This window comes from Oculatella sp. LEGE 06141, assembly GCF_015207605.1.
Taxonomy (GTDB): domain Bacteria; phylum Cyanobacteriota; class Cyanobacteriia; order Elainellales; family Elainellaceae; genus Oculatella.
In genome coordinates, this window is record NZ_JADEWO010000005.1 from 23,947 (window position 1) to 48,238 (window position 24,292).

Consider the following 24,292-nt stretch of genomic DNA (forward strand, 5'->3'; position numbering starts at 1 on the left):
GCTGTATTTGCCCCCGTTTCCAATATGGGCAACGGGCTTCAAGCCTTTGCTGTTGCAAATTCCTGACCCAATCCATGACGGCGAAGTCTCGCTGGTCATGAGCAACGGGCTTCAAGCCTTTGCTGTTGCAAATTCCCGTCGAAACGATTGCCTAAATCCTTCAAGATCTACCTTAAAGCATAATCCTTGAGCCACCGTTTCCCTTACAACAAAGTGAGGTTAACCAGATACAGATGTAAATGATTTCAGAGAAGCCGGATCAAGAGCGAGGTGAGGAAGATGTCTTTATTTTTCCAGCCTCGTTTGCTCAACAGCGTTTGTGGTTTGTTGAACAACTGCTGCCTGGAGACTCTCTCTATGTTATTCCACTGGTTTTCCGGCTCACAGGTTCGCTACAGCGATCGCCCCTGCATCAAAGTATGCAAGCGATCGTTGGCCGTCACGAAAGCCTCCGTACTACGTTTGATCTGGTGGATGGGCAGTTGGTGCAGGCGATCGCACCAGAGCTACCCGTATCCCTCCAGTTCACCGATTTACGGACATCGCCCGCTCATAGCCGCGAAGATGCTGCTCTGGAGCAAATTTGGCAGGAGATTCAGCAACCGTTTCACTTAAATCAAGGCCCGCTGTTTCGAGTCCGCCTCTGGCAATTGCAGGACACGGAACATTGGTTACTGATGGCACTGCATCACATCATTTTTGATGAGTGGTCAAGCGGGGTTTTGATCCGCGAGTTAGGCGAACTGTATGCGGCATTAGTGGAAGATAAACCGGCTGCGTTACCAGAATTACCGATTCAATATGCCGATTTTGCCCACTGGCAGTGGCAGGGGTTGCAGGGTGAGGTACTAAATACCCAGTTACGTTACTGGAAACAGCAGTTAAAGGATCTTGCGGTTCTCCAGTTGCCCGGTGCAGCGCCTCGTCCGTTAGTGCAAGGGCATCAGGGTGCCAGTCAATTACTGGAATTGCCGCAGCGGTTGTTAGATGCGTTAGAGGCGTTAAGCCAGCAGACGGGGGTAACGCTGTTTATGACGCTGCTGGCAGCCTTTCAAACGTTATTGCATCGCTACACCGGGCAGACCGATATTGCGATCGGCTCTCCCATTGCCAATCGTCATCGCAGCGAACTGGAGGGGTTAATCGGATTTCTGGTCAACAGCCTGGTGTTGCGAACCAATTTGGAGGGTGATCCCACCTTTCATGAGTTGTTGAACCGGGTGCGGGACGTAACCTTAGCGGCCTATGCTCATCAAGATCTGCCATTTGAGAAACTGGTGGTGGAGCTACAGCCGGTTCGTAGCCTGGGTCAAAATCCGCTTTTTCAAGTGGTTTTTGCGCTACAAAACACACCCATGCAACAACTGGTATTACCCGGCTTAGTTCTCAGCCCGGTAGAGTTGGAAACCAAGACTTCACGCTTTGACCTGGAGCTATATCTCTGGAAGTGCGCGGATAATTTTAGGAACCTGTGGGGCAAGGGCTGGCAGAACTCGGACGGGTTGCGCGGTGTCGTCGTTTATAACACCGATTTATTTGACGAAACGATTATTACATCCCTGCGGCATCAGTTTGAGACGTTGTTGGAAGGAATTGTAGCAACGCCAGAAACGCCTGTTTCGGCACTGCCATTACTAACCGTTGCAGAACAGCGAGAGGTATTACAGCAGTGGCAGGGTCAGCAATCTAACTATCCGTCACAGGTTTGTATTCATCAACTGTTTGAAGCACAGGTCAGGCAAAGACCGGGGGCGATCGCCCTCAAGTTTGGCGCTCAATCATTTACCTACGAGGCGTTAAATCAAGGCAGCAATCAACTGGCACGGTATTTGCAACGGTTGGGAATTGGTGCTGAAATGCCCGTTGGCATCTGCCTGGAACGAGGAGTCGAACCGATCGCCGCCATGCTAGCTGTTCTTAAAACAGGTGGCGCTTACGTGCCGATTGATCCCAACTCCCCCCCAGAACGGCTGCACTTCATGCTGGAGGATGCGGGCATTACGGTGGTTTTAACACAGGCAGGCTGGCTCGATGCCCTGCAAGGTTGCAAAACAACGGTGGTTTGCCTGGAACAAGAATGGAACGCGATCGCCCAGGAATCAACCGAGAACCTGGCTGCTGCTGGCACTGCTGCTCAGCTTGCCTATGTGATTTATACCTCCGGCTCAACCGGAACGCCCAAAGGAGTGATGGTGCCGCACCGAGCCGTCAATCGACTGGTGTGCGAAACGAACTATGTCTCCATCGAACCGGGCGATCGCATCGCGCAGGTGGCAAACCTGGCGTTTGATGCGGCAACCTTTGAAGTTTGGGGTGCATTGCTGAATGGTGCTCAACTCATTGGCATTGAGCGGGAAACAACGCTATCACCCGCTGCTTTTGTCAGCGAGTTGCGACAGCAGCAGATCAGCATCCTGTTTCTCACAACGGCGTTGTTTAACCAGACCGTGAGCCAGGTTCCTGATGCCTTTCGATCGCTCAACTATGTGCTGTTTGGGGGCGAAACGGTGAATGTCGATCGGGTGCTATCCGTTATGCAACACGGCAAGCCCCACCATCTGCTGCATGTATATGGCCCTACCGAAAACACCACATTTTCCACCTGGTATGAAGTACAGACTCTTCCAGAGAACGCCACGACGGTTCCCATTGGTCAGGCCATTGCCAATACTCAGGTTTATCTGTTGGATGCCTATCTGCGTCCAGTTCCAGCAGGCGTGAGTGGCGAAATTTATTTGGGTGGAGATGGGCTGGCACACGGCTATTTAAACCAACCTGAGTTGACAGCAGAGCGATTTGTCTCTAATCCATTTCACCCTTCTGCCTCACGCCTTTACAAGACAGGCGATCGCGCCCTTTACCGTTCGGATGGCAACCTTGAGTTTTTGGGACGCACAGACCATCAAATTAAGCTGCGCGGGTTTCGGGTGGAGTTGGGCGACATTGAAACGGCGATCGCTCAACATCCAGCGATTCAAGCGGCAGCAGTGGTGGTGCGGGAGGTGGATACCAACTGGGGGACGGTACCAGGGGAGCAGCAGTTGATTGCCTATATTGTCCCCACCGCCTCAGTGGTGCCAACCGAGCGAGAATTGCGATCGTTCCTCAAACTCAAACTGCCAATCTACATGCTGCCTGCTGCCTTTGTTGGGTTGGATGCGCTTCCGCTCACGGCCAACGGCAAAGTGGATCAAAAGGCACTGCCGCCGCCCACCGTGGCCGTTGTGCCAGAAAGCCGTCCCACCGTTGCCCCGACCACTCTGGAATCATCTTTGGTAGACCTTTGGAGCAAATTGTTGGGGCGAACAGTAGGCATTCACGATAATTTCTTTGAACTGGGTGGACATTCCCTGTTGGCGACGCAGCTCGTTTCACGCATCCGCGATCGGTTTCAGGTGGAATTACCGCTACGCAGCGTGTTTGAAACGCCAACGATCGCAGAACTGGCGCAACAGATTGAACCGCTAACTGGCGCAACCCAGACCGACTCCAACCGCTTGATGCATCGCTGGCAGGCATCATCGCAACGACGTGAGGAAATAGAATTATGACAAACAGGTCGATCGCTGAGTTCGTTGTCCACCTCAAACGGCTGGATGTCCAGGTGTTTGTTGAGGGTGAAGAGGCTTCTTTGGACGAAATCCGATTGCGCTGTACCGCGCCAGAAGGAACGCTAACAGCAGAATTGCGACAGGAGTTAGTCGAGCGTAAAGCCGAACTGGTTTCGTACTTGCAATCTCAGTCGATTCAACCCGCTTCGACCTTGCAACCCACTGCACAGGAAACGGTGTTTCCCCTATCCTTTGCTCAGCAGCGGCTGTGGTTTTTGTATCAACTCACGCCAGATAACCCTTTCTACAATGTGCCGGCTGCGATTCGGTTGACCGGAAAACTCGACCAAACGGCATTACGGCGATCGTTTGATGAAATTCTGCGCCGTCATGCGGCTCTTCGTACCCAATTTACAACCCTTGATGGGCAGCCCGTTCAAGTGGTTAAACCTGAGGTCGCTCTGGAGTGGTCGGTGGTGCATCTGCCAGCGATTGCGGCCAGCGATGCTGTGTCATTGGATCGCTTCGCAACTCGCGATCGCATTTGCCACCAGTTAGCTACAGCTGAAGCCCAACGTCCGTTTAACCTGACGACCGATCCGCTGCTGCGAGTCACGCTGCTGCAATTTGACTCAACCGCAGCGATTTTGCTGTTAACGATGCATCATATTGTGGCCGATGGTTGGTCACTTGGCGTGTTGATCCGCGAATTGGCGGTTTTCTACGCTGCGTTTGTTGAAGGGCGATCGCCCGGATTACCACCCTTACCGATTCAATACACCGATTTTGCCAGTTGGCAGCGCCACTGGTTGCAGGGAGAGGTGTTAGAAAAGCAACTGGCTTACTGGCAACGACAACTACAAGCGTTGCCTGTGCTGCAACTGCCCAGCGATCGGCCTCGCCCTGCCGTTCAAACCTATCGGGGCGCAACCTGCCTGCTGCACCTTCCCCCAACACTAACCCAGGCGTTAGAAACCCTCAGCCAGCAAGCAGGAAACTCGCTGTTTATGACGCTGCTGGCAGCCTTTCAAACCCTACTTTATCGTTACACCGGGCAGGAAGACATCGCCGTCGGTTCTCCGATTGCTAACCGTCATCGGAGTGAGCTGGAAGGGCTAATCGGCTTTTTTGTGAACAGTCTGGTGATGCGATCGAACCTATCGGGTAATCCTACCTTTCGCGAGTTGCTGGAGCGGGTTCGGCATGTTGCCCTGGAAGCCTATGAGCATCAAGATTTACCGTTCGAGAAGTTAGTAGAAGCATTAGATCCAGATCGCGATCTCAGCCGCAATCCGCTGTTTCAGGTTGCCCTGGCGCTACAAAATGCTCCTATGCCGTCGTTAGAACTACCCGAATTGATGCTGGAACCGATGCCATTGGAGTCCGGCAGTACCCGGTTTGATCTGGAGGTTCACCTGTGGGAACCCACTCATGGACTGCGAAGCCTCTGGCAATCTCAGGAAGGCTTAAGCGGCTTCATTTCCTACAGTACCGATTTGTTCGATCGCGACAGAATTAACCGCCTGGTTCTACATTTCCAGACCTTACTGGAGGGCATTGTTGCCAATCCTGATGCTCGCCTGTCAGAGCTGCCCCTGCTCACACCCGCAGAGCAGCAGCAGCTTGTGGTTGAGTGGAACCAGACCCATACAGAAAACAGAACCGAGCGGTGTTTCCATCACATCGTTGAAGCACAGGTGCAACTGGCTCCAGAGGCGATCGCCATTGTGTCGGAACAGGGAGCGCTCACGTATGAAGAACTCAACCAGCGAGCCGATGAGCTGGCGCAAGTTTTGAGGCAAATGGGAGTCCAACCCGACTCGCTGGTTGGGTTGTGTGTCGATCGCTCTGCCGACATGATGGTTGGGATTTTAGGCATTCTCAAAGCCGGAGGAGCCTATGTGCCCCTCGACCCCAGCTATCCGAGCGATCGGCTTCACTTTATGTTGAGCGATACGCAGGTTTCAATTCTGCTAACGCAGTCCTGGTTAGTTGAAGCTCTACCAGCATCGCCAGCGACGCTACTTTGCCTGGATCAACCATTACCGCCGCAATTGAAATCGCATGAGTTAGCGCCCACTGCCCAAACTAAAAGCAATACGGTCACTCCCGAGCATCTTGCCTATGTCATTTACACCTCTGGTTCCACAGGCACACCTAAAGGCGTTTTGCTAACTCATCGCGGTTTGTGCAATGTCGTTGAGGCACAGCAGCGTCTCTTTCAGCCGTCTTGCCACAGTCGAATTCTTCAATTCAGTTCTCTCAGTTTTGATGCCTCGGTCTTTGAGATGGCGCTGGCGTTCGGCTCTGGGGGCACGTTGTATATTCCACCCCGCTCGGCTCAGCTACCGGGAACGGCACTGGTGCAATTTCTCAATGATCACGCCATTACCCATGCTTTGCTCACCCCGGCAGTGCTGGCTGTCCTTCCGTCTGCGGAACTACCTGCCCTGCGGGTACTGGTGACGGGTGGAGAAGCCTGCTCCAGTCAAGTGGTCGATCGCTGGGCAGCAAATCGTCACTTCTTTAACGCCTATGGCCCCACAGAAGCTACCATTTGGGCAACCGTTGCTGAACTCCATCCCGGCGATCCTCCACTCACGATCGGTCGTCCCATCCAAAATACTCAGGTGTATATTCTGGATGCCAGCCTAAATCCTGTTCCGGTTGGTATTCCAGGCGAGTTGTACATTGGTGGTGCAGGATTAGCCCGTGGCTATCTCAATCAACCTGAGTTAACAGCAGAGCGGTTTATTGCACATCCCTTTTTAGAAGATAGGGCAGAATTACCAACGCCCATTGTTCCGGTTCTGGCTCCCTTGCTCTACAAGACAGGCGATCGCGCCCATTACCGCAACGATGGCACCATTGAGTTTCTTGGTCGAGTCGATCACCAGATTAAAATTCGGGGATTTCGCGTAGAGTTAGGCGAAATTGAAGCAACGCTACAACGCCATCCAGCCATTGAAGCAGCGGTTGTAATGGCCTCTGAACAGCCATTGAGCGAGATGTGCCTGATCGCTTACTTTAGTCTCGATTCTCCTGCAAAGATGTTACGCGATCGCCAACCGTTTCAGCAAACGGTGCTGCAACCGCTTCAAACCCAACAACTTCAACACTGGCAAACTCTTTATAACCAAACATATCAAGCTCCACCCCCCAATCCTCAATTCAACATTACAGGCTGGAACAGCAGCTACACGGGGGAACCCATCCCGTTAGAGCAAATGCAAGACTGGGTGAGCGATCGCGTCCAGCAAATTCTCGCGCTTCAGCCTAAACGAGTGCTGGAAATTGGCTGCGGCACTGGATTGTTACTCTTTCAAATTGCGCCCCATTGTCAAACCTATGTGGGAACAGACTTCTCAACGATTCCTTTAGAATCGATTCAGACTCAATTAGAGACGCTCGATCTGCCTCACGTTACACTGCTGCACCGCATGGCAACTGATTTTGAGGGCATTGATGCCAGCTCGTTTGATGTGGTGATTTTGAATTCGATCGTGCAATATTTTCCCAGCCAGGATTATTTAATGCAGGTGTTGGAGAAAGCCGTGCAGGCTGTCGCGCCGGGGGGCGTTCTGTTCCTTGGCGATGTGCGAAGTCTGCCGTTGCTGACCGCTTTTCATACCTGGGTGCAATTGGGTCAGGCGGATGGCAGTATGGAACGCACCCAGCTTCAGCACCTGGTGGAGCGTTCCCAGTTCGAAGAACCCGAACTGGCGATCGCTCCAGCCTTCTTTGATGCCCTGCGCGATCGCTTCCCCCAACTGCAACAGATACAAATTCGTCTCTCACGGGGACATGGTCAAAACGAAATGACGCAGTTTCGCTACAACGTTTTGCTGCATATCAAAGATAAACGGACAGAAGCGAACCATGCTGTATCACACTCATCTTATTCAATTCCGCAACATCATTGGAAACGCCAGCCAATTACAGTCGAGGAGATTCAAACCTATCTCATTGAGGCTAAACCAGAGATAGTCCTGATTACGAATGTGACCAACCGACGAGTCAATGCTGCGATCAAAACGGCAAACTGGTTGTACAGCAAAGATGCGCCCAAAACGGTTGGACGACTGCGAGAGCGGTTGCAGAACGACACAGAACTCGCGATCGACCCACAGAATTGGTGGGATTTGGAGACGACTTTGCCCTACAGCGTAGACATTACCTGGTCAACCCCAACCGAGACAGGGGACTATGATGTGCTGTTGATTCGGCAGGGAGTTGATGTAACCGTTGATTGGTCGGTTCATCAACCCTGTTCAGCCCAAAATCATTACACTAATGATCCGTTACAGTCTCAATTTGCTCGTCACCTCATTCCTGAACTGCGCCACTGCTTGAAACAAACCTTACCAGACTATATGGTGCCATCCGCCTTTGTGCCCCTGGCAACGCTTCCTTTAACGGCCAATGGTAAAGTCGATCGCCACGCTCTTCCAGCTCTAGGTGAAGATTTCAGCCGCTCTTCCGGCACACCGATCGCACCTGCCACGCAAACCGAATCTACTCTCATTGATATTTGGCAAGACCTCCTGCGGCTCAAGCCAGTGAACGTTCATGATAACTTTTTTGAGCTAGGTGGGCATTCCCTGTTAGCCACGCAAATGGCATCCCGAATACGCGATGCCCTTGGTCTGGAACTACCGTTGCAACGTGTGTTTGCCGCACCCACGATCGCCCAACTGGCTCCCATTCTGGAAACCCTGCGCGCTGCCCCTTCAACCCCAAATCTCCCTCCACTGGTTCGGTTAGAGCGATCGGCTCACCGTCGCCCACGATCGACGCTGGCTAACGTTAACGATCAAGCCAACGTTAATCCTCAAGCTGATCCATCCACTTCCAAGCCAGCGGCTATAGACTCGCGATCGCCCCTGGTTCCGTTAACGCTGGGTAAAAGCAAGCAACCTTTCTTCTGTGTGCATCCTATGTTTGGAGTCGTGTTTCCCTACCTGGAACTGGCGCACCATTTAGATTGCGATCGCAGTTTCTATGGACTTCAACCCCTGGGATTGGACGGCAAACATGCGCCCTTAACCCAGATAGAAGCGATCGCCGCCTACTATATTCGAGCCATTCAAACCATCCAGCCCCACGGCCCCTACTTCTTGGGAGGATGGTCGTTTGGTGGGTTAGTGGCCTTCGAGATGGCACAGCAACTAACCCAGGTAGGGCAGTCCGTTGGTTTTCTGGCCATTCTTGATACCCCCGCACCCTGCAACACACCGTCTTTGGGACAAAGCCTCAAGTTTCTTCTGGGAACCGCTCTCTGGTCTACGCTACCGTTTTTGTTGGACTATGGAGCGATCGCGTCGAATCGAGTTCGTTCCTTAACCTGGCTGTCTCGCTGGCAGTGGTCTACCATTGTGCGGCGGCTTCCCGAAGAGACGCGCTTACAGCTATTAGATGAATCTGCGATCGCCCCTCTGCTACGCATTGTCTATGCCAACAGTCAGGCGGCCTATCGATATATGCCGCACCCTTATCCCAATCGCATCACATTGTTTAAGGCCGCTGAAAAAGCTGCTGCCATTGGACATGACTCAACCTTGGGCTGGAGTACGTTGGCTGATGACATTGAGCTACATCAGGTGTCGGGCAATCATCTCTCTTTGCTAAAACAACCTCATGTCCAAACTCTGGCGCAACAGCTTCGCCCCTACCTGTTGTAAATGAAGTCAAGAGTTGCATTCAGCTTTAACTACAAACAACGTTGGGCATAGATTGGCTATGCCCAACGTTTTGGAGATGGGGGCAATCTGCTTCAGTTTCACCTGTTCCAGGCTGGCCTACTTCATCAGACGTTCACGGTCATAATGAGAGGTGAGGTGCTGCGTCGCGATCGCTTCCTATCCATAGGTCGGCTTTTGAGGCCAACCTGGAGGAGAATCTTCAAAGTCTTCTTGCCGTCCGTAGGGAGTCATATCGAGAAGGCTGTAGGCATCAGTGAGCGATTCAACGCCACGAGCATATGCCGAGTAGATGTGGAAAACATCGTCGCCAATGCGGAAGAAAACGCTGAGTCCGTGGCTCTCACCCTGCATCATGTTGGGGCCGTTGCGTTTCTCTAACTCAGCTTTGTCTCGATAGTTGTACTCAATGGGCGCAATGGTTTCGTCTAACGTGACATGAAAGTCGTAATTGAAATCGCTGCCAAAGGAGGAATACCAGGGAACAGTCCATCCTTTGAGTGTTTTGTAGGCTTCAAGCTTGGGCAATGGGGCACGGGAAACCAGTACAAAGGTAGTGTCGCGATCGCTCAGCATTGATAGGTCGCCTAGAGCATCAACATAGCCTGTACACCCCATACAGCCCTTCTCCCATTCTGGATCAAACATGAAGTGGTAGACGATCAGTTGAGTCCGTCCCGCAAACAGGTCAATGAGTTTAGCCGAACCATTTGACCCGTCAAAGGTATAGTCCTTTTCAAGTTTGATCATGGGTAGCCTGCGTCGTTCGGCGTTGAGGCGATCGCGGTGCCTGGTGTATTCTTTCTCATGTTCAAGCAGTGTTTTACGAGCAGTGAGCCACTCCTTTGAGTCAACAATTTCTGGATGTGCCATTTCGTTCTTAATCATTGTGCATCTCCTTTAATTAGTTGCCTGTGCTGGGTTAATTAATTGCCTGTGCTGGGTTCCATGTAGATCAGTTCCCAAATGTGACCATCCAAATCTTGAAACCCATGTGCATACATGAACCCGTGGTCTTGGGGTTCGCTGTACGTTGTGCCACCTGCTGCGATCGCCTTACGAACCAGTTCATCCACTTCTTCTCGGCTTTCAGTTGATAAACACGTCAGCACTTCGGTACTTTTTGTGGCATCACAGATGGCGTTTGGTGTGAATGTTTTGAACTTCTCATGGGTCAAGAGCATCACGAAGATGGTCTCGGAGACAATCATGCAGGTGGCCGTTTCATCCGTGAATTGGGGGTTGAACTGAAAGCCGAGTTGCGTAAAGAACTCAATCGATTGCTGAAGATTGTTAACGGGAAGATTGACAAAGATTTGAGTACTCATGGATTCTCCTGGTGTGATGTGTTGCCGATGTATCAGTAGCAAAGTTGAGGAGGTTAAAGGGTGATTGAAAAGGCTCAGACCACCTGTTCGCAGTTGACCATCCACGGTATCCCGAACTGATCGATCAACATGCCAAAGCGAACAGACCAGAAGGTTGGTTCTATCGGCATTTTTACCGTGCCGTTTTCTGCTAAGGCATGAAAAATCCGTTCTGCTTCGGCTGGTTCAGCAACGCTAATCTGCACATAGAAGCCCTGGGGAGTCTCAAAATATCCAGGTGGACTGTCCGACCCCATCAGAAGGTGATTCTCTGAGGAAGCGGCTCCGCCAACGCTCAGCTCAAGACAGGCGTGCATCATTTTGTCCTGCCACTCTGGGGGAATGTGTTCTGCTGAAGGTGCCTCTTTGTGCGTCATCATCATGGTGATCTTGCCGCCAAGACACTGCTCATAGAACTTGAATGCTGCTTCACAATTGCCATTGAACATGAGGTAAGAATTAATTTGCATGATGCCCTCCTGTTGTTCATTCCGCAGATTGCATTACGGATTCAGGGTTAAAGACCGCTTGAGATGTTGCTGGATCGAAGGGCACAGAGATGTGCTCATGTAAAATCTGCCAATCGTCCTGATTCTTCTGGCAAACAGCGGTAGCGCGCATCCACATTTGCATTGCAGGATGGTCTTGCTCTCCCTTAAAGCGAAACAGCCAGTGAGCCGTCGCCAGGTTCTCATTTACGGTTATCGTGAGATCGCGGGTTTCCATCTCGAAAGCGTCTGGAAAGTGAGGCAAAGCATCTTTCCACACTTGCCGAACCGCGTCTTTGCCCCTGGTTTGGAACGGAGGTTTGACATCAAAGAGAATGACCTCATTGGCATAGCGAGACATGATTTGATCCACGTCTTTGGTACAAATGGCTCGCTGTTGAGCGCGAATCAGTTGACGAATGTGAGCGTCGTTATTAGAAACATGAGAAACGGATAGTGGGAACTGGTCTACGACTTGCTGCACATCCTCAGGGAAATCTTCGAATTCTTGCACTTGCCGGATTTCGATCGTTTCATTGGCTGAAGCCGGACAACGGGATGCCCATTCAATCGCTTCCTGCTTCGAGTTCACCTGAATCATCCAGTAGCCACCCAGCACCTCTTTCACATCGGGAAAAATCCCTTCGGTTACGTTTGGCTTTCCCTCATTGAATGTCACTCGCGCACCCATTGAGGGAGGGTGAAGCCCATCCAATGTAATGAGTACGCCCGCTTGTTGAAGTGATTCGTTGTATTGCATCATGGCTTCAACGGCTTTGGCATCCGGCATTGCGCCTGGGTCTGCGTTCTCGTAGCCTTTGGGAATCATGAGTAACATAAATCGCATTGCAGTCTCTCCTTGGGGTTAAGGTTGTGAGGTAACGGATCTGAACTGTTGGACGGGAACAATTGGCACAATGAGCTGAGCTAAAACGAGCACCCCTAACGCTCGGGTAAACTCGCCACTTCAATCACAGGACGAATTTCAACTGTCCCGGCTCGTGCCCCTGGAATTTGGGCGGCGATCGCGATCGCTTCATCGAGATCCTGAGCATCAATTAGAAAAAAGCCACCCAGTTGTTCGCGCGTTTCGGCAAACGGGCCATCAGTCACCAGCGATTTGCCCTCACGCACCCGAACACTGGTTGCTGTTGCAACGGGGTGCAGTGGCGCGGTGGCGAGATATTGCCCTTTTGCGTTGAGTTCTTGTGCGAGTTGGGCAGATTCTACATAGCAATGCTCTCGCTCGGTTTCGCTCAGGGCATTTTCGTCCATGTAAATCAGCAGCATGTATTTCATCTGGTTGCCTCTATTCTTGGTCTTTGCCAATGAGTCGAATGACGCTGACTCAAATCGACACCTCGCCAATTTTTTTAACCATTCGTTACGATCGAGCCTGGACTGCTTGGCAGGTGAGCCGAACGGCAATGGCTCAAATCGACATCTCTAAAAAACCCGATCATTTAGTACAATTGTTCTTTATTGCCCCTATCCTCTTGGGTTCTTTGTAAGTGAGTCGAACGGCAATGGCTCAAATCGACATCTCGCCAAACATTTTTTATGTCAGGTATGGTAAACACACAACCGGATGTTGCTCAGGCGATCGCCTCTGTATATCGGGCTGATTGGGGGCGCATTGTCGCCATCCTGATTCGGCTGATGGGAGATTTCGACATCGCTGAAGAAGCCGCACAGGAGGCGTTTGCGGCGGCTGTGAATCAGTGGCAAACCAATGGTATTCCTGCTCTGCCCCGCGCCTGGATTATTCGAACCGCCCGCTATAAAGCGATCGATCGGCTGCGACGGCGAACGCGACTCACCGAGAAACTGGAATGGTATGCCGCGTCAGGGTTGATTCCGTCGAGTGAGGAGCCGACTTACGACAGTGATGAAATTCCAGATGACCGACTGCGCCTAATCTTTACCTGCTGCCACCCGGCATTGGCGATCGAGGCACAGGTCGCTCTGACGCTGCGAATGTTGGGCGGACTGGAAACCGACGAAATTGCCCGCGCCTTTCTCGTACCGACCGCAACCATGGCACAACGGCTCGTGCGTGCCAAGCGCAAGATTCGGGATGCCGGAATTCCCTACAAAGTGCCAGATGTAACCGCCCTCGCTTCTCGAATAGATGCGGTGCTGACGGTGATCTATCTCATTTTCAATGAAGGCTATGCGGCGACCAAAGGCGAGACAATGGTGAGAGCAAACCTTTGCACCGAAGCCATTCGGCTGGGGCAATTGGTGAGGCAGTTGATGGCTCCCACCCCTCCTTCTGAAGCCACGGCACTGGTGGCGCTGATGCTGCTGCACGACTCACGGCGCGATGCCCGTCTGGATGAGGCAGGCGATCTAATTCTCTTGGAAGACCAGGATCGTAGTCGTTGGAACCACCAACAGATTGCGGAGGCGTTGCCGTTGGTAGAAGAAGCCTTGCGCGGTGGAACAGGTACATTTGCGCTGCAAGCGGCGATCGCGGCACTCCATTGTCAGGCAGCACGTGCTGAAGAAACAGATTGGGCACAAATCGTGCAGCTCTATGATGTGCTGGAACGCTTGCAACCGTCGCCGATTGTGTCGCTCAATCGAGCAGTGGCGATCGCAATGGCAGACCGTCCTCAAGCAGCACTGGGACTCATTGATGGACTGGCTACTGAACTCGACAATTATCATTTGTTTCATGCCAGTCGTGCGGATCTACTGCGGCGGGTTGGAGCATTCAAGGAAGCAACCCAGAGCTATAGGCGGGCATTGGAATTGGTGACCAATGAGAGTGAACGTCGCTTTTTGGAGCGTAAATTGCGCGACGTTCAGCCCTAAGGGGATGATTCAAACATGCAGGTTGTCACTCGAAAGGCGCTAACTCTGCGTTTTGGGAGACTTTGAAACAGAATCGGCTCGGAAGTCCTCAAGGTTAGGGGATTTAGGGGCGAATGCAGCACCGTTGATACGTTTAAAGCAACCTTTAACGGATGCGATTTCAATGTATTTCAACTGATGGAGATTCAAATATTGGCTTGATCGCTATCAGTAAAGGCCATCCACGTTGCAAAAGCAGCGTGAGGTCTGTCAGTAGAGCGATTCCATCAGCAAGGGGTTCGGTCAAGCTAAAGAAACTGGAGCAAAATGGGTCGTTCCAGGTTTAGCCGGGTTTTAGTAGATGAAGGAATTTAATTACTCGCTCGATTTTAAGGCGATCGACTTTCGCCAGCATCCAGAGCTATACCGGATTGGCCGAGGCGAACAGGGTGTTTTAATGGTTGAACCGTACAAGAGCGAAATTTTACCCTACTGGAAGTTCAAAACCCCAGACATTGCCCGTCAATCTGCTGACAAAATCTACAGTCTATTTCTTCAGTACACAGCAGAAGGCGACTTTGTTGGAATGGACATGGCACGAAAGTTTTTGCAGATGGGTTACACCCGATCGCGTCGTTATGCCAATCATAAGTCGGGGCGGAAATATGCAGCAGGTTCTAAAACGGTTCTGCCCCGTGAAGAAGATCCGATCAAAGCTCAATCGGCCAAGATTTTCTACGAGAAGTGGCAATTGGCTAAGTCTAATCCAGAGTATGTGCGGTTAAGCGATCGCCATCGCAACCAGTACGAAGGCTCTGAAACCACTGCTGCCAAATGTTCAGGTTCGTAATGGAGAGTAACAGTGGGATAGGCGACTGACTCGTTTCAAGTCCATTGAAGTCATTCGCCACTATCAGTACTGGACAGTATTGATAGTGGCGGCAGTCTGACTGCAAGGTTCACTGGCAGCGGAGTCAGGGGAAGGCACTCTACAACAGAGACGGTCTGCCCATGCGGATGGCGGGTCATGATAGTGGCATTCACCGATCGCAAGCAGAAGCATTGCAGCAACAGGAATGATCTGGATCGGCAAGGTGCCAGCAGACCGACCCAGTTATGTGAGGGAACAAAGTCCTGAGCTGGCGTTCACACTCCAACGAAATTGAGTCCCAGCGCCAGCAGGCTGACTAATCCAATTAAGCCGAGCGATCGACGGAAGTAGTTCACTCCAGTAAAAAGTTCCTCCCATGCCCAAGCGAACAGTGTGCCAAACCCGACTAAACCTAGCGTTGTTTGAATGGTGCCACTTGGAAGTACGAATTGCAGGAAGGTTGCTGTTACCCCAACCATAACCAGCAGATTGGGCATTTGGGCAATAACAATGTTGCCTTCACTATCTCGAAAGGTGCGATCGAACAGTGTCGTTTGCTTTATCTCTTTTTCTACGTCACGGTCTAATTGCGATGCCATTGCCTTACCCAAACTACAACTAACGTTAATATTAATGCCACTTCACACAACAGCACATATACCCAATGTTGTTAAACCAGGGTTGTACGCTGCACCGAGCCATCGCACAACCCTGCCTGATAGATCTAGGAACAGCTATTTAATAAAGAGAGATGGCGGCAAACAAGCCGCGTTACAAAATTTGCTGCAAAATGGTTGGGTCCTGAATCTCTTTGTCTCGCGCTAACAATAACACCTTTGAGATAACTTCAGCCGTTTTGGGATCGGGATCAACGAACGGCAAAAACAGCCTGCCGCGATGCTGAGAATGAACGGGCACAATGCAGAGTGCGCCACCCGGTTGCCGATGCACGATCGCGCTGCCCAAATGCACCGAGTAGCTGCCCAATTGTCCTTCAATTAAGGCGTGGTTACCTTGCAGTTGCACGTTAGGCAACTTCAGCAGGCGACAGGTTTCACGTACCAATGCCGATCGCATCTCAACCGTTGAAGCCGTGGCCTCCGGATCGACTCCTCCCTGATGCGCCACACTGACCACCAGATCCAGATCGCGCATGACTTCGCTAAAGAGGCGAGGTGGCACTTCATTCAGCGGTATCGATTTCCACTGATCGCGCGGGTGGAATTGCACTCCAGCAATGGTTAGCCCTTCTAGCTCAAGGGGAGTATAAAACCCGTCTAAAAAATGAACCTCTGCAATCAGACCTTCGGCATGAAACGTGCGACGAACGCCTTCTTCGGGAGCCGCGATCCAGCCCCGCTGACCCCACAGTGCCAACGCCTGTTTGGGATTAACCTGATGCCCTTCGTAGCGGCGGGAAACGGTTGCTGAGTGTTCAGCTCCAGTTACTACGTACAGTTCACGGAAGATTTGCTTGAAGGGTTGAACCCGATCGCCCATAAAACAATCCTGCTGCCACAGATGCCATTCCTGCGTCATCAACAGATCGTGGGGATGGGCAATTCGCAGTTCATCTGAGGCGATCGGCGTGATCACCTGACTGTGGTTTTGCAAAGCCGTGCCATTTTCCACCAGATAGCCGCTTTCGGTATCGCTCATCAGCACTAACTGACTCAACATCGGAAACAGGACGGGATGTTTTGCCAGTTGCACTAATTCGGCAGGGGTGAAGCGATCGCCCCGACACATCGCCTGTTCTAGCGAAATCCGAATCCGGGAGGCTTGCTGGGTAATGTCCTGCTTCCGCACCGTCAGGGCTTTGATTTCAGGTTGCTTCTTCAGCTTGGCGGGAATGGCTTTCAGCGGTTTCCCTTGTTTGGTGACGGTGACTTCTGGCTCTCCCTCTGCCGTGATGGCCAGACTAACGCTCACCTGATCGATGGTGACGGTTTGCGCCTGTTCAGTTAAATCGGCGATCGCTTCTGCTTCCATTGCCCATTGAAGACGCTGCGGATCGATAAAGCCAGCGGTGCGTGCCAGGTTTTCCATGCCAATCGAAACGGCTAATTTCTCGCTGGCCTGTCGCTGGGAGCCAAACTTTTTACTGGTGCGAAGAAATTCTTGCAGCGCTTGATATCGTGCCAGAATTTCCGGGTCGCGCTTCTTGCCTTTGGGAAGGGGCAGCAGTCCCAGGGCGCGAACGGCATCTTGATAGCGTTTTTGGGTGATGCGATCGCGCAAACTTTCTGCGTCCAGATTACCCAACATGGCATCGGCAAACAGTTTGGCGCGTTGATGTCCGGCTCCGCTAGACGCATATTGCGCCGCTTCGTAGAGTTGATTCCAGCGATCGGCTTGCAGCAGTTTGTAGAGGCGATGAAACCAGTCCACATCAACGGCACCATCTACCAGGCTTTCAGCAGAAAGGGGCGTTCGTTCGCTGATTTGTGCCACCCAGGTTTCGCGCACGTCTCGCTCGACACTCCAGCCATTATCTTTGGTGTGGGCATGAAACCACCAGACCGCTTCGGCAAACCCCGTCCACCCAAGCGCCTGCTCAATGTAGCTGACCCATTGCGGCGCATAAAAGGCAAACTGGATCAGGTTTTCGGGTTTAATCTGAGCCGATTGGACACGCTGAGAAAATTCGGCGGGGGTGTCTTCGGCGGCAGGAAAACTGATTCGCATCAGATGGCTGAAAACAGCGGCTTTGCTGAGATTGTTGTAGGTGTAGTGGCGCACCAACTTGTTGCGATCGAACGCCTGAATCAATTGAATCACCGTGGACATGCCGACAATTGATTTGAGCGCCCGGGCAGCATTGGTAGCGGCTGTGGGCAGGTCGCCCCGTTGCAGTTCGATCGCCAGAATGCGTTGACGGGCACGATCGGTCAGTTCCAGCAAAGCGGGATACGCAGCGTAAGATTCCGGCGGGTTGCGGCGCGTCAGTTGCGACAGGTCAGGAAAAGCGGTTCTGAGGTTGGCCTTCGCTTCTGCGGCATTGCCTGACGGTTGGGTGGTTCCCTCTGGACGCGCTTCCGCACCCAACAGGTAAAACATCACATCCGCCTCGGTTGCGCCCCCCAGTTGATAGGCGTTGTAGACATCCCAAAGCGTGGTTGCTGCTCGGTGGTTTGGCAAATGGCGATCGACCCAGCGCACCAACTGCCACCAGCGAATGCGCTGATCGGAATTGGCAGCCGCTAGATAAAATCGTGCGTGACCGATCCAATAGCTGATGAAATCGCTCACCTGCCTGTTTGCGCCCCAATGACTGAGGCTGCTCCATTGCGGATCGGTCTTCAATTCAGCCGTTGGAATTGTGTGGAGCAGTGTGGCGATCGCATCCAAAAAATAATCAAAGACTTGATCGGGCGGATGCAGATAAAGCAACCAGCGAATGATGTTGTCAATTTGATGCGGATAGCGTAGCGACGATGGCGTTTGTCCGGTGTGGGCTTGCAGGTCGGTTAAAACGCGATCGACCAGACTGGAGGAGTTGGTAGCAACCTGTTCTGTATCAAATGGGTCGGGACGGAAATTAAAGCGAGGCACAAGCGCCCGTATCAATTCCAGACCATCTACATCGCGCAGAGCAGCGTCGCGATCGCGCCACCAGTTGAGCCACACATCACTCAGCGGCAGGTGTTCTAGATTTTCCGCTGGCGATCGTTTTGGATCAACGTGAGGAAACTTCCACTTCAGATTGCCCAGCAATTCCTCCTCTTCGCCGTTCCAGATAATTTTGACCGGGGTTTGGCGATGCTGATGAATCAATTCATCCAGCGCCAGCAAACAATTCACAGCAGGAGTCGTTACGATCTGGGTTGCCGTTATGACTTGCGGCGGGGCGATCGGCGTTAACGCTGCAACCTGAACTAACCCCAATGCATCCGTTAATGTGGCTTCGGTTTCAGACTGCAAAATGCCTGTGAGCAGTTGAGTTTCGGTGGTGGTGAGTTTCGATCGGGTCTGATAGTCAGTTGCCAGTTGGTGAGCGCGATCGATCTGGCGATTTTGCTGCACCAGTTCTCGCACCAGTTCCAGCCCTGCCTGACGTTGGGGCGCTTTTTTCGCCACCAGTAAACGTTCTGCTGAGGCGATCGCGGCCTCATCGGGTTGGCTCAGCAGCAAGCCTAAAATTCCGCGCCGCAAATCGCTGGCAGTGCGAGTCAGCAGTTGTTCGAGCTGGATACTTTCTGCTGGGGCAATTTCGCAGTGCTGCAACAGCCGGATCACCCGTTCTCGCACCCAACTGCTGGCATCCGACAATAACTGAAACAGAGTGGCGCGAATCTCGGCATCCCACGGCTTGATCTCGCTCAGCAACGTTGCAGCCGAACTGCGTCCATAGGAATCGAGCAGCGATAGATAGGGAATTAATCGCTTGGGCGATCGCTGACCCAAATTTGACAACAGCGCTGAAGCAACCAGCGTCTGGCTCGGTTCGAGCTTAACCCATTCCCAGACCAGCGATCGAGTTTGCGGTTTGGCGGGAAAGTGCGGTAACACCTGCTCCAATCGCTCAAACAGGTCAGAATCGAGCAGTGCGGAGTCGCCTGTCCGCGCCAGTGCTTGCACCGCAGCCGTGACGACAGCCAAATCGCGATCGCCGAGTGCAGACAGCAGCATGAATCGAGCCGGGGTGATCTCTAGCTGAGCCAGGAAGTGAACGGCAACAAATTGATGCGTCGCGTTTGCATGGTCGAGTAAGGGCACCACCAGATTGATCGCGGCGATCGCATCGACAAATCCGGCTGCCCACAATGCCAGATAAACGAGTTGAGGGTCTTCACTGGTAAGTGCCGCCGCTTGAGCATCGGGATGTTCTAGCAGTTCCAGGACTTGACTGATCAACGATCTGGCGGTTTTTTCATCCAGTGATTCCAGCCCAAACCCAAACCAGACATCCACTGCCCGAATTGTGGCGCTAAAGCGGGTCAGTTTTTGCTCCAGAATCAGGCGGAGCATTCGCTGAAAGGCGATGGGATGGGCTTCGTCAATCGTCTCTAAAATGGTTTGCCGCAAGCCTTCCTGCCGTTGTGCTGCCAGTAATAAACGCTCGACAAATTCCCAGCCATCAGGACGATTGGCCACCAGCAAGGCGCGGGTAATGTGCCGTCCCATTGCGCCAATTTCGTGATTGCCGCTGGCTGAAGCCGTCAAGACCTCGAACAGCGTTTGTCCTAACTCATCGTTTTGATTGATGGCAGCGGCAAACAAAATGCCCAACACATCGGCGGCATAGTAGCTCAGGTAAGGAGTCCAGGCCGCAAACCACTCTAAGTCCTGATCGTAGCCTTCTGTCACGCCGATCAACTTTTGCAGCCACTGGTGTCGCCTGGTGGCACTTAACTCAGGACAGGTAGGAGCGCGAAACGATCGCCGACTGTATCCAGATTGATAGGGCAATTGCGTCAAAAGCTGCCATGCGGCTTCTACCGTGGCGGCAAATTTGGGAAAGAGAACGCTGAAAATCTGGAGGCGATCGTCGAGTGCAAGCTGGTCTAACTGCTGAAGCGAGTCTTCTTGCACCTGATACGATGCAGAACTATCTAAGCGTTGCCCAGCCGCATCGCGACCTAAAATTCCATAGCCAAAGGTTCGCAACCTTTCAGGCAGATGGCTCAATTGTTCAATTCGCTGCGATTGCCAATCTGCTGAGTAGAGCTTTTGTAACTGAGCCTGTGCAACTTCGCGACTTAGCATATTTATCCACCCACCAGAGGAACCAACCGCAAAAACAGCAGTTGTGAATCGGGCTGCAACGTCACAATGTCATCTAAATGTTCTTGTTGCTGTTCGTCCAGAAATACAAAATACAGACCATCGGTAAATGCTTGCAGTGCGGCGGCGATCGCCTCATCAACATCAACCTCTTGCTGCAAATCATTACCTCCCAGGTCTACTTTTCCCTGCTCAACGCCTAAATTGATCTGGGCAGGTGTAAGAACCTGAAGCAAACGGTGCTGCCGCTGGCGATCTGCAAAGTTGGCAACTTCGCTACGAACAATTTGCGTGAGCAGGTTTCGTAGGGTAACTGCGGTTTCAATGTCCAGCAAGAGTTGCCAGTTGGTGAAGATGGGTTGAGTTTTACCCATCACTTTCCCCGAAACGGTGAGAGTGGAAGCCATACTGCTGTGTGCTAACTTGTACAAAGGTACTACAAGATAGCTCTGTGGCATCCCCTAAAGCACAAAGTTTGCAAAACCTTTAAACTCTACCTGCTAAACGGGGGTGCGGTTCGTATCACTCGAACCGCACCCCTGTTCTGGCTGGCCGCAGACGCTAAGCTCTCAACCTCTGAAAGAACTTTTACCTTGGCAAGTTGGTTAATCCCTCCCCTGTAGTCATTGCATGATTGTGGCGTTCCTGAATCAAACTCATATCAATATTTTGCAGATTAACCAGCGGAATGGGGGATGGAGCCAGCATCACCTGCGCCGCCTTCTCAGTCAATGTAGTCCCGAAGCATATCCGGGGGTTCTGGGTTATCTGATGTGATCGGGCGATCGCCATCCACGGGGAGCGTTTTGCGAATTTGAGCTTTATCCGTTTCAATGGGTCGTCTGCCGTCGTCGTAGACCACTTCTTTTACATTTAGATGATTTGGAGTAATGGGGCGATCGCCGTCAATTCCCAGGGTTTCGTTAAACTCCAATGAACTGGCTGCAATTGGACGACTGCCATCTACTTCGAGCGTATCGCGTACGTCAACGCTATCAGCGACGACCGGACGCTTGCCATCAATTGGCAAAATCTCTTGTACCTGAAGATCGCTCTCATCAATAGGACGCTTGCCATCTACCTCAAGCATCTTGGCTTCTTGCTGATCTTCCCCTGAAGGAGTCAGAGCGCTATTATCCGAATGCTCCTGCTGCGTACTCACAGTTCAAACTCCTGATCTTATATAGCAACTGCTTCTACTTTTGACGATTTGGTGTTGCCAAACAACTGCCTAATGGTCGGTTCTGAAGCAATACTTTTGTCTCGTCACCCGTTTAAAGCCCTGCTGTATATACACCGTTTGAGCTAACTTCCCTCCCCAAAAGAAAGACTCGAACTGTTGTTTTCCAGTACATGTAACAAATCTGGAGGATGCTGTCTCGGCTCGGAGTCTGACTCCATCCGTCGCCCACCTACTTCCAGGTCACGGGTGTACTTCTCCAGGGAATAGTCCATCATCACCCCGATCTCTCAACATTCCCCTCTAACCGGGTTGTTAGACTGCAAGGGCTGTTAAAGTTCTATTGCCCACGTCCTGGCTTGCAGTCCGCAAAGCCTAATACCTCTGGATCGGGGAAACTTGCGATCGCCATCTTAATCACTGCCTCGATTGGATAACTAGCAGCCTGTCGTTGTTCGACTTCAACGCGGTGTTTGGCTACTATTCTTCACCTTTAAGTAACCCCCACGCAAATGTATCAAACACACCGCTTCGAGTCTTTGTATGTTGTCTTAAACATCCTTCCAGCTTAAATCCATTCTTCTCTAAAATTCTTGCTGATGCTATGTTGAAATCTAGTGTATGAGCAGTAAGACGGGTTACTTCAAGATGATCGAATGCATACCTAACAAAAACACGTAGCGCATCACTTGCTAAACTCTGACCTTGATAGGCTCTGGCTAACCAATATCCGATTTCTGCTTTATGTGTTTTCCCTATTCTGAAATCATCTGCCCCAACTGAACCGATCAAATAACCTTCGGAATTGCGAAGCGCAAACGAAATTTCCTTTCCATTCTCGCTTAACAGTTCAAGGCGATGTTGTATCCACCAGTCAGCCGTAGCTTCTGTGTAGGGATAAGGAAGAACAGGAATTGCATCCGAAACACTCTTGTCGTTGAGATGTTCTAAATAAGCAGACTTGTCCTTGGGATGGACACTGGTTAGGTAGAAACCGTCACGAACATCAAGTTCCATCATTATCCTCGAAACATCGCCCTGCGGAAAACTCTACGGCAGCTCGCTCTTTGACACCAATAGATAGCTTTTCTGTACTGTCCCTACCGGGGAGTAAAGCAGCCTAACAATATCATTAGAGTGATTTTCTCAACCTCATACCTTTGTCAGACGCAAACAGAGTACAAAAATTACGCTATTTGAGCAATTTGGATATTAGGTTGATAGGACTACTTGCTCAGCCAATTGGATAAACTACACAGTAATTGTGCTACTTCTTTAAGAGGATGTTTGAAAAGTATCTTTTACGTCTCGGTAGGGGCGAAGCATTCGAATCAAGATAGCTGGAACAACCGAGAAATTGTCTGCCGAATGCTTCGCCCCTACACCTATCGGGTAACTAATCAGATTTTTAAAACATCCTCTAACATGGTTTTTAACCTCAATGTACTCATACCTTGATTAAATTAATTGATGTTGAATGAATCTCGCTCAAAGAAGTTGCCAGACTAGGTGCGAGGTATCATCCGCATCAAGCATTCTTCCTAGCGTACCGTCGCTTCTATCGATTGGATGTGCCGAACCAGGGATGATGCTACCGGCAGCCTAACGACTCACGTGTATCGACTCCAGTAATCGAATTGGTGCCGCTGGCCGATTCGCAAAGGCGTACTACCTGATCGCGATCGAGCAGTGCAAAGCTAAAATCAGCTCCCGTCACGGTTGCATTTTTAAAGCTGGACTTGAGCATCATGGCTGAGGTGAAAATCGCGTCGCTTAAGTCGGTGTTGGAAAAGTCGCTGAGGTAAGCGATGCCGTCGCTAAAATCTGCCCCATGAAAATTGGCATTGGTCAATACAGAACCATTAAAAACCGCACCTCGGAGGTCAGTTTGGCTAAAATTGGCATTGACGAGTCTGGCATTGCTGAATTCGGCCTGGGTTAAGCTTTGTCCAGAAAAGTCTTTTGTGTCAGCCGAAACATCATCGTAGGCTCGAATCGCCGCAGAACTGGCTGCTTGAGCCGACAACGGCGAACCCGTAACCAGCACAAGCAGACAGATAAGAACTCCAAATAACCGCTGAAATATACGCATAGTCAATCCGGGACTTCAAACACTGCTTCTAATTAGTTTTTAACATTTTTTAATGTTAATTCCGCAAATCACTGGCAAACGATGCCGCTGCATCTAGGTTTACAGGTCAGCGTCAATGTGCTGGGTCTGTCTACCAGGGCTGAACTGACGGGGTAGCGATCGATTTCAAGTGGGCGATCGCACCATTACGTTGGCAACTAAAACATCCCCCAATAGGACAAGTTGTAATTGTGCTACAGGCTCGATTTACAGCCAAAGAACAGCCGTCTCAAATTTGTTTGGCTAAAAAGCTGCGTCTTAAATTTCGCTTCATCTAACCTTTAACGCAGCTTGAAGCTGTATCCGTAAATTTACTACTGTCGTTCGTAGAGATCCATTCAATTAAGTCGCTTGCTGGCGTGGCCTCATGACGTAGAAACCACCCAGACCGATCTGGTCATTGTGCCTGTCCGAAAGGGACTGCTGCTTATTCTGTGCTGACGGTTTAGTATAGCTTCCCCTCCTGGGAGTGCAACGGC

General features: G+C 51.4%; 18 protein-coding genes. 5 read left to right on the forward strand and 13 right to left on the reverse strand.

Annotated features, from left to right (window positions below; all coding sequences use genetic code 11):
- Nucleotides 1–239: 239 nt before the first annotated feature.
- Both IQ268_RS05375 and IQ268_RS05380 read left to right on the forward strand, forming a co-directional pair.
- Nucleotides 240–3,551, forward strand: a complete 3,312-nt coding sequence (locus tag IQ268_RS05375; protein WP_193876328.1) for a non-ribosomal peptide synthetase — start codon at nt 240–242, stop codon at nt 3,549–3,551.
- Entirely contained in the window at nt 3,548–9,232 is a 5,685-nt protein-coding gene (locus IQ268_RS05380; protein ID WP_193876330.1) for a non-ribosomal peptide synthetase, read from the forward strand. The genes IQ268_RS05375 and IQ268_RS05380 overlap by 4 nt, the downstream gene beginning before the upstream one ends.
- 177 nt (nt 9,233–9,409) lie before the next feature.
- On the opposite strand, the gene IQ268_RS05385 is transcribed toward IQ268_RS05380, so the two are convergent.
- The 5 genes from IQ268_RS05385 to IQ268_RS05405 all read right to left on the reverse strand — a co-directional run bounded on the left by IQ268_RS05385 (nt 9,410) and on the right by IQ268_RS05405 (nt 12,404).
- A complete protein-coding gene (locus IQ268_RS05385) occupies nt 9,410–10,138 on the reverse strand; it encodes a DUF899 domain-containing protein (protein ID WP_193876332.1) in 729 nt (242 codons plus the stop codon).
- Between the two features lie 38 nt (nt 10,139–10,176).
- Nucleotides 10,177–10,578, reverse strand: coding sequence for a VOC family protein (locus IQ268_RS05390; protein ID WP_193876334.1), 402 nt, complete (start codon nt 10,576–10,578; stop codon nt 10,177–10,179).
- A gap of 74 nt (nt 10,579–10,652) precedes the next feature.
- Nucleotides 10,653–11,087, reverse strand: a complete 435-nt coding sequence (locus IQ268_RS05395) for a VOC family protein (protein ID WP_193876336.1) — start codon at nt 11,085–11,087, stop codon at nt 10,653–10,655.
- A gap of 16 nt (nt 11,088–11,103) precedes the next feature.
- Nucleotides 11,104–11,952, reverse strand: a complete 849-nt coding sequence (locus IQ268_RS05400) for a YciI family protein (protein WP_193876338.1) — start codon at nt 11,950–11,952, stop codon at nt 11,104–11,106.
- Between the two features lie 95 nt (nt 11,953–12,047).
- Entirely contained in the window at nt 12,048–12,404 is a 357-nt protein-coding gene (locus tag IQ268_RS05405) for a YciI family protein (protein ID WP_193876340.1), read from the reverse strand.
- Between the two features lie 38 nt (nt 12,405–12,442).
- On the opposite strand from IQ268_RS05405, the gene IQ268_RS05410 reads away from it, so the two are divergent.
- From IQ268_RS05410 to IQ268_RS05420, 3 genes are all read left to right on the forward strand, one after another.
- Complete coding sequence (locus tag IQ268_RS05410; RefSeq protein ID WP_193876342.1) at nt 12,443–12,616, forward strand: hypothetical protein; 174 nt, start codon at nt 12,443–12,445, stop codon at nt 12,614–12,616.
- 58 nt (nt 12,617–12,674) lie between these two features.
- Entirely contained in the window at nt 12,675–13,925 is a 1,251-nt protein-coding gene (locus tag IQ268_RS05415; RefSeq protein WP_228035117.1) for an RNA polymerase sigma factor, read from the forward strand.
- Between the two features lie 340 nt (nt 13,926–14,265).
- The gene (locus tag IQ268_RS05420) at nt 14,266–14,754 is read left to right on the forward strand and encodes a DUF4385 domain-containing protein (RefSeq protein ID WP_193876346.1); all 489 of its coding nucleotides are present in this window, start codon (nt 14,266–14,268) and stop codon (nt 14,752–14,754) included.
- A gap of 296 nt (nt 14,755–15,050) precedes the next feature.
- On the opposite strand, the gene IQ268_RS05425 is transcribed toward IQ268_RS05420, so the two are convergent.
- The 8 genes from IQ268_RS05425 to IQ268_RS05460 all read right to left on the reverse strand — a co-directional run bounded on the left by IQ268_RS05425 (nt 15,051) and on the right by IQ268_RS05460 (nt 23,774).
- Nucleotides 15,051–15,374, reverse strand: coding sequence for a hypothetical protein (locus tag IQ268_RS05425; protein WP_193876348.1), 324 nt, complete (start codon nt 15,372–15,374; stop codon nt 15,051–15,053).
- 172 nt (nt 15,375–15,546) lie between these two features.
- The gene (locus IQ268_RS05430) at nt 15,547–20,484 is read right to left on the reverse strand and encodes a DUF5724 domain-containing protein (protein ID WP_193876350.1); all 4,938 of its coding nucleotides are present in this window, start codon (nt 20,482–20,484) and stop codon (nt 15,547–15,549) included.
- 2 nt (nt 20,485–20,486) lie between these two features.
- On the reverse strand, nt 20,487–20,909 hold the full coding sequence (locus IQ268_RS05435) for a hypothetical protein (protein WP_193876352.1): 423 nt from the start codon (nt 20,907–20,909) through the stop codon (nt 20,487–20,489).
- 181 nt (nt 20,910–21,090) lie between these two features.
- Nucleotides 21,091–21,234 (reverse strand): hypothetical protein, encoded by a 144-nt coding sequence (locus tag IQ268_RS05440; protein WP_193876354.1) that lies wholly within the window; start codon nt 21,232–21,234, stop codon nt 21,091–21,093.
- Nucleotides 21,227–21,664: a hypothetical protein gene (locus IQ268_RS05445; protein ID WP_228035118.1), complete on the reverse strand. Its 438-nt coding sequence runs from the start codon at nt 21,662–21,664 to the stop codon at nt 21,227–21,229. The genes IQ268_RS05440 and IQ268_RS05445 overlap by 8 nt, the downstream gene beginning before the upstream one ends.
- 143 nt (nt 21,665–21,807) lie before the next feature.
- Nucleotides 21,808–21,960 (reverse strand): hypothetical protein, encoded by a 153-nt coding sequence (locus IQ268_RS05450; protein ID WP_193876355.1) that lies wholly within the window; start codon nt 21,958–21,960, stop codon nt 21,808–21,810.
- A 202-nt stretch (nt 21,961–22,162) separates the two neighbouring features.
- Nucleotides 22,163–22,702, reverse strand: a complete 540-nt coding sequence (locus tag IQ268_RS05455; protein ID WP_228035119.1) for a GNAT family N-acetyltransferase — start codon at nt 22,700–22,702, stop codon at nt 22,163–22,165.
- Nucleotides 22,703–23,273: 571 nt separating this feature from the next.
- On the reverse strand, nt 23,274–23,774 hold the full coding sequence (locus IQ268_RS05460; RefSeq protein WP_193876357.1) for a pentapeptide repeat-containing protein: 501 nt from the start codon (nt 23,772–23,774) through the stop codon (nt 23,274–23,276).
- Between the last annotated feature and the right edge of the window lie 518 nt (nt 23,775–24,292).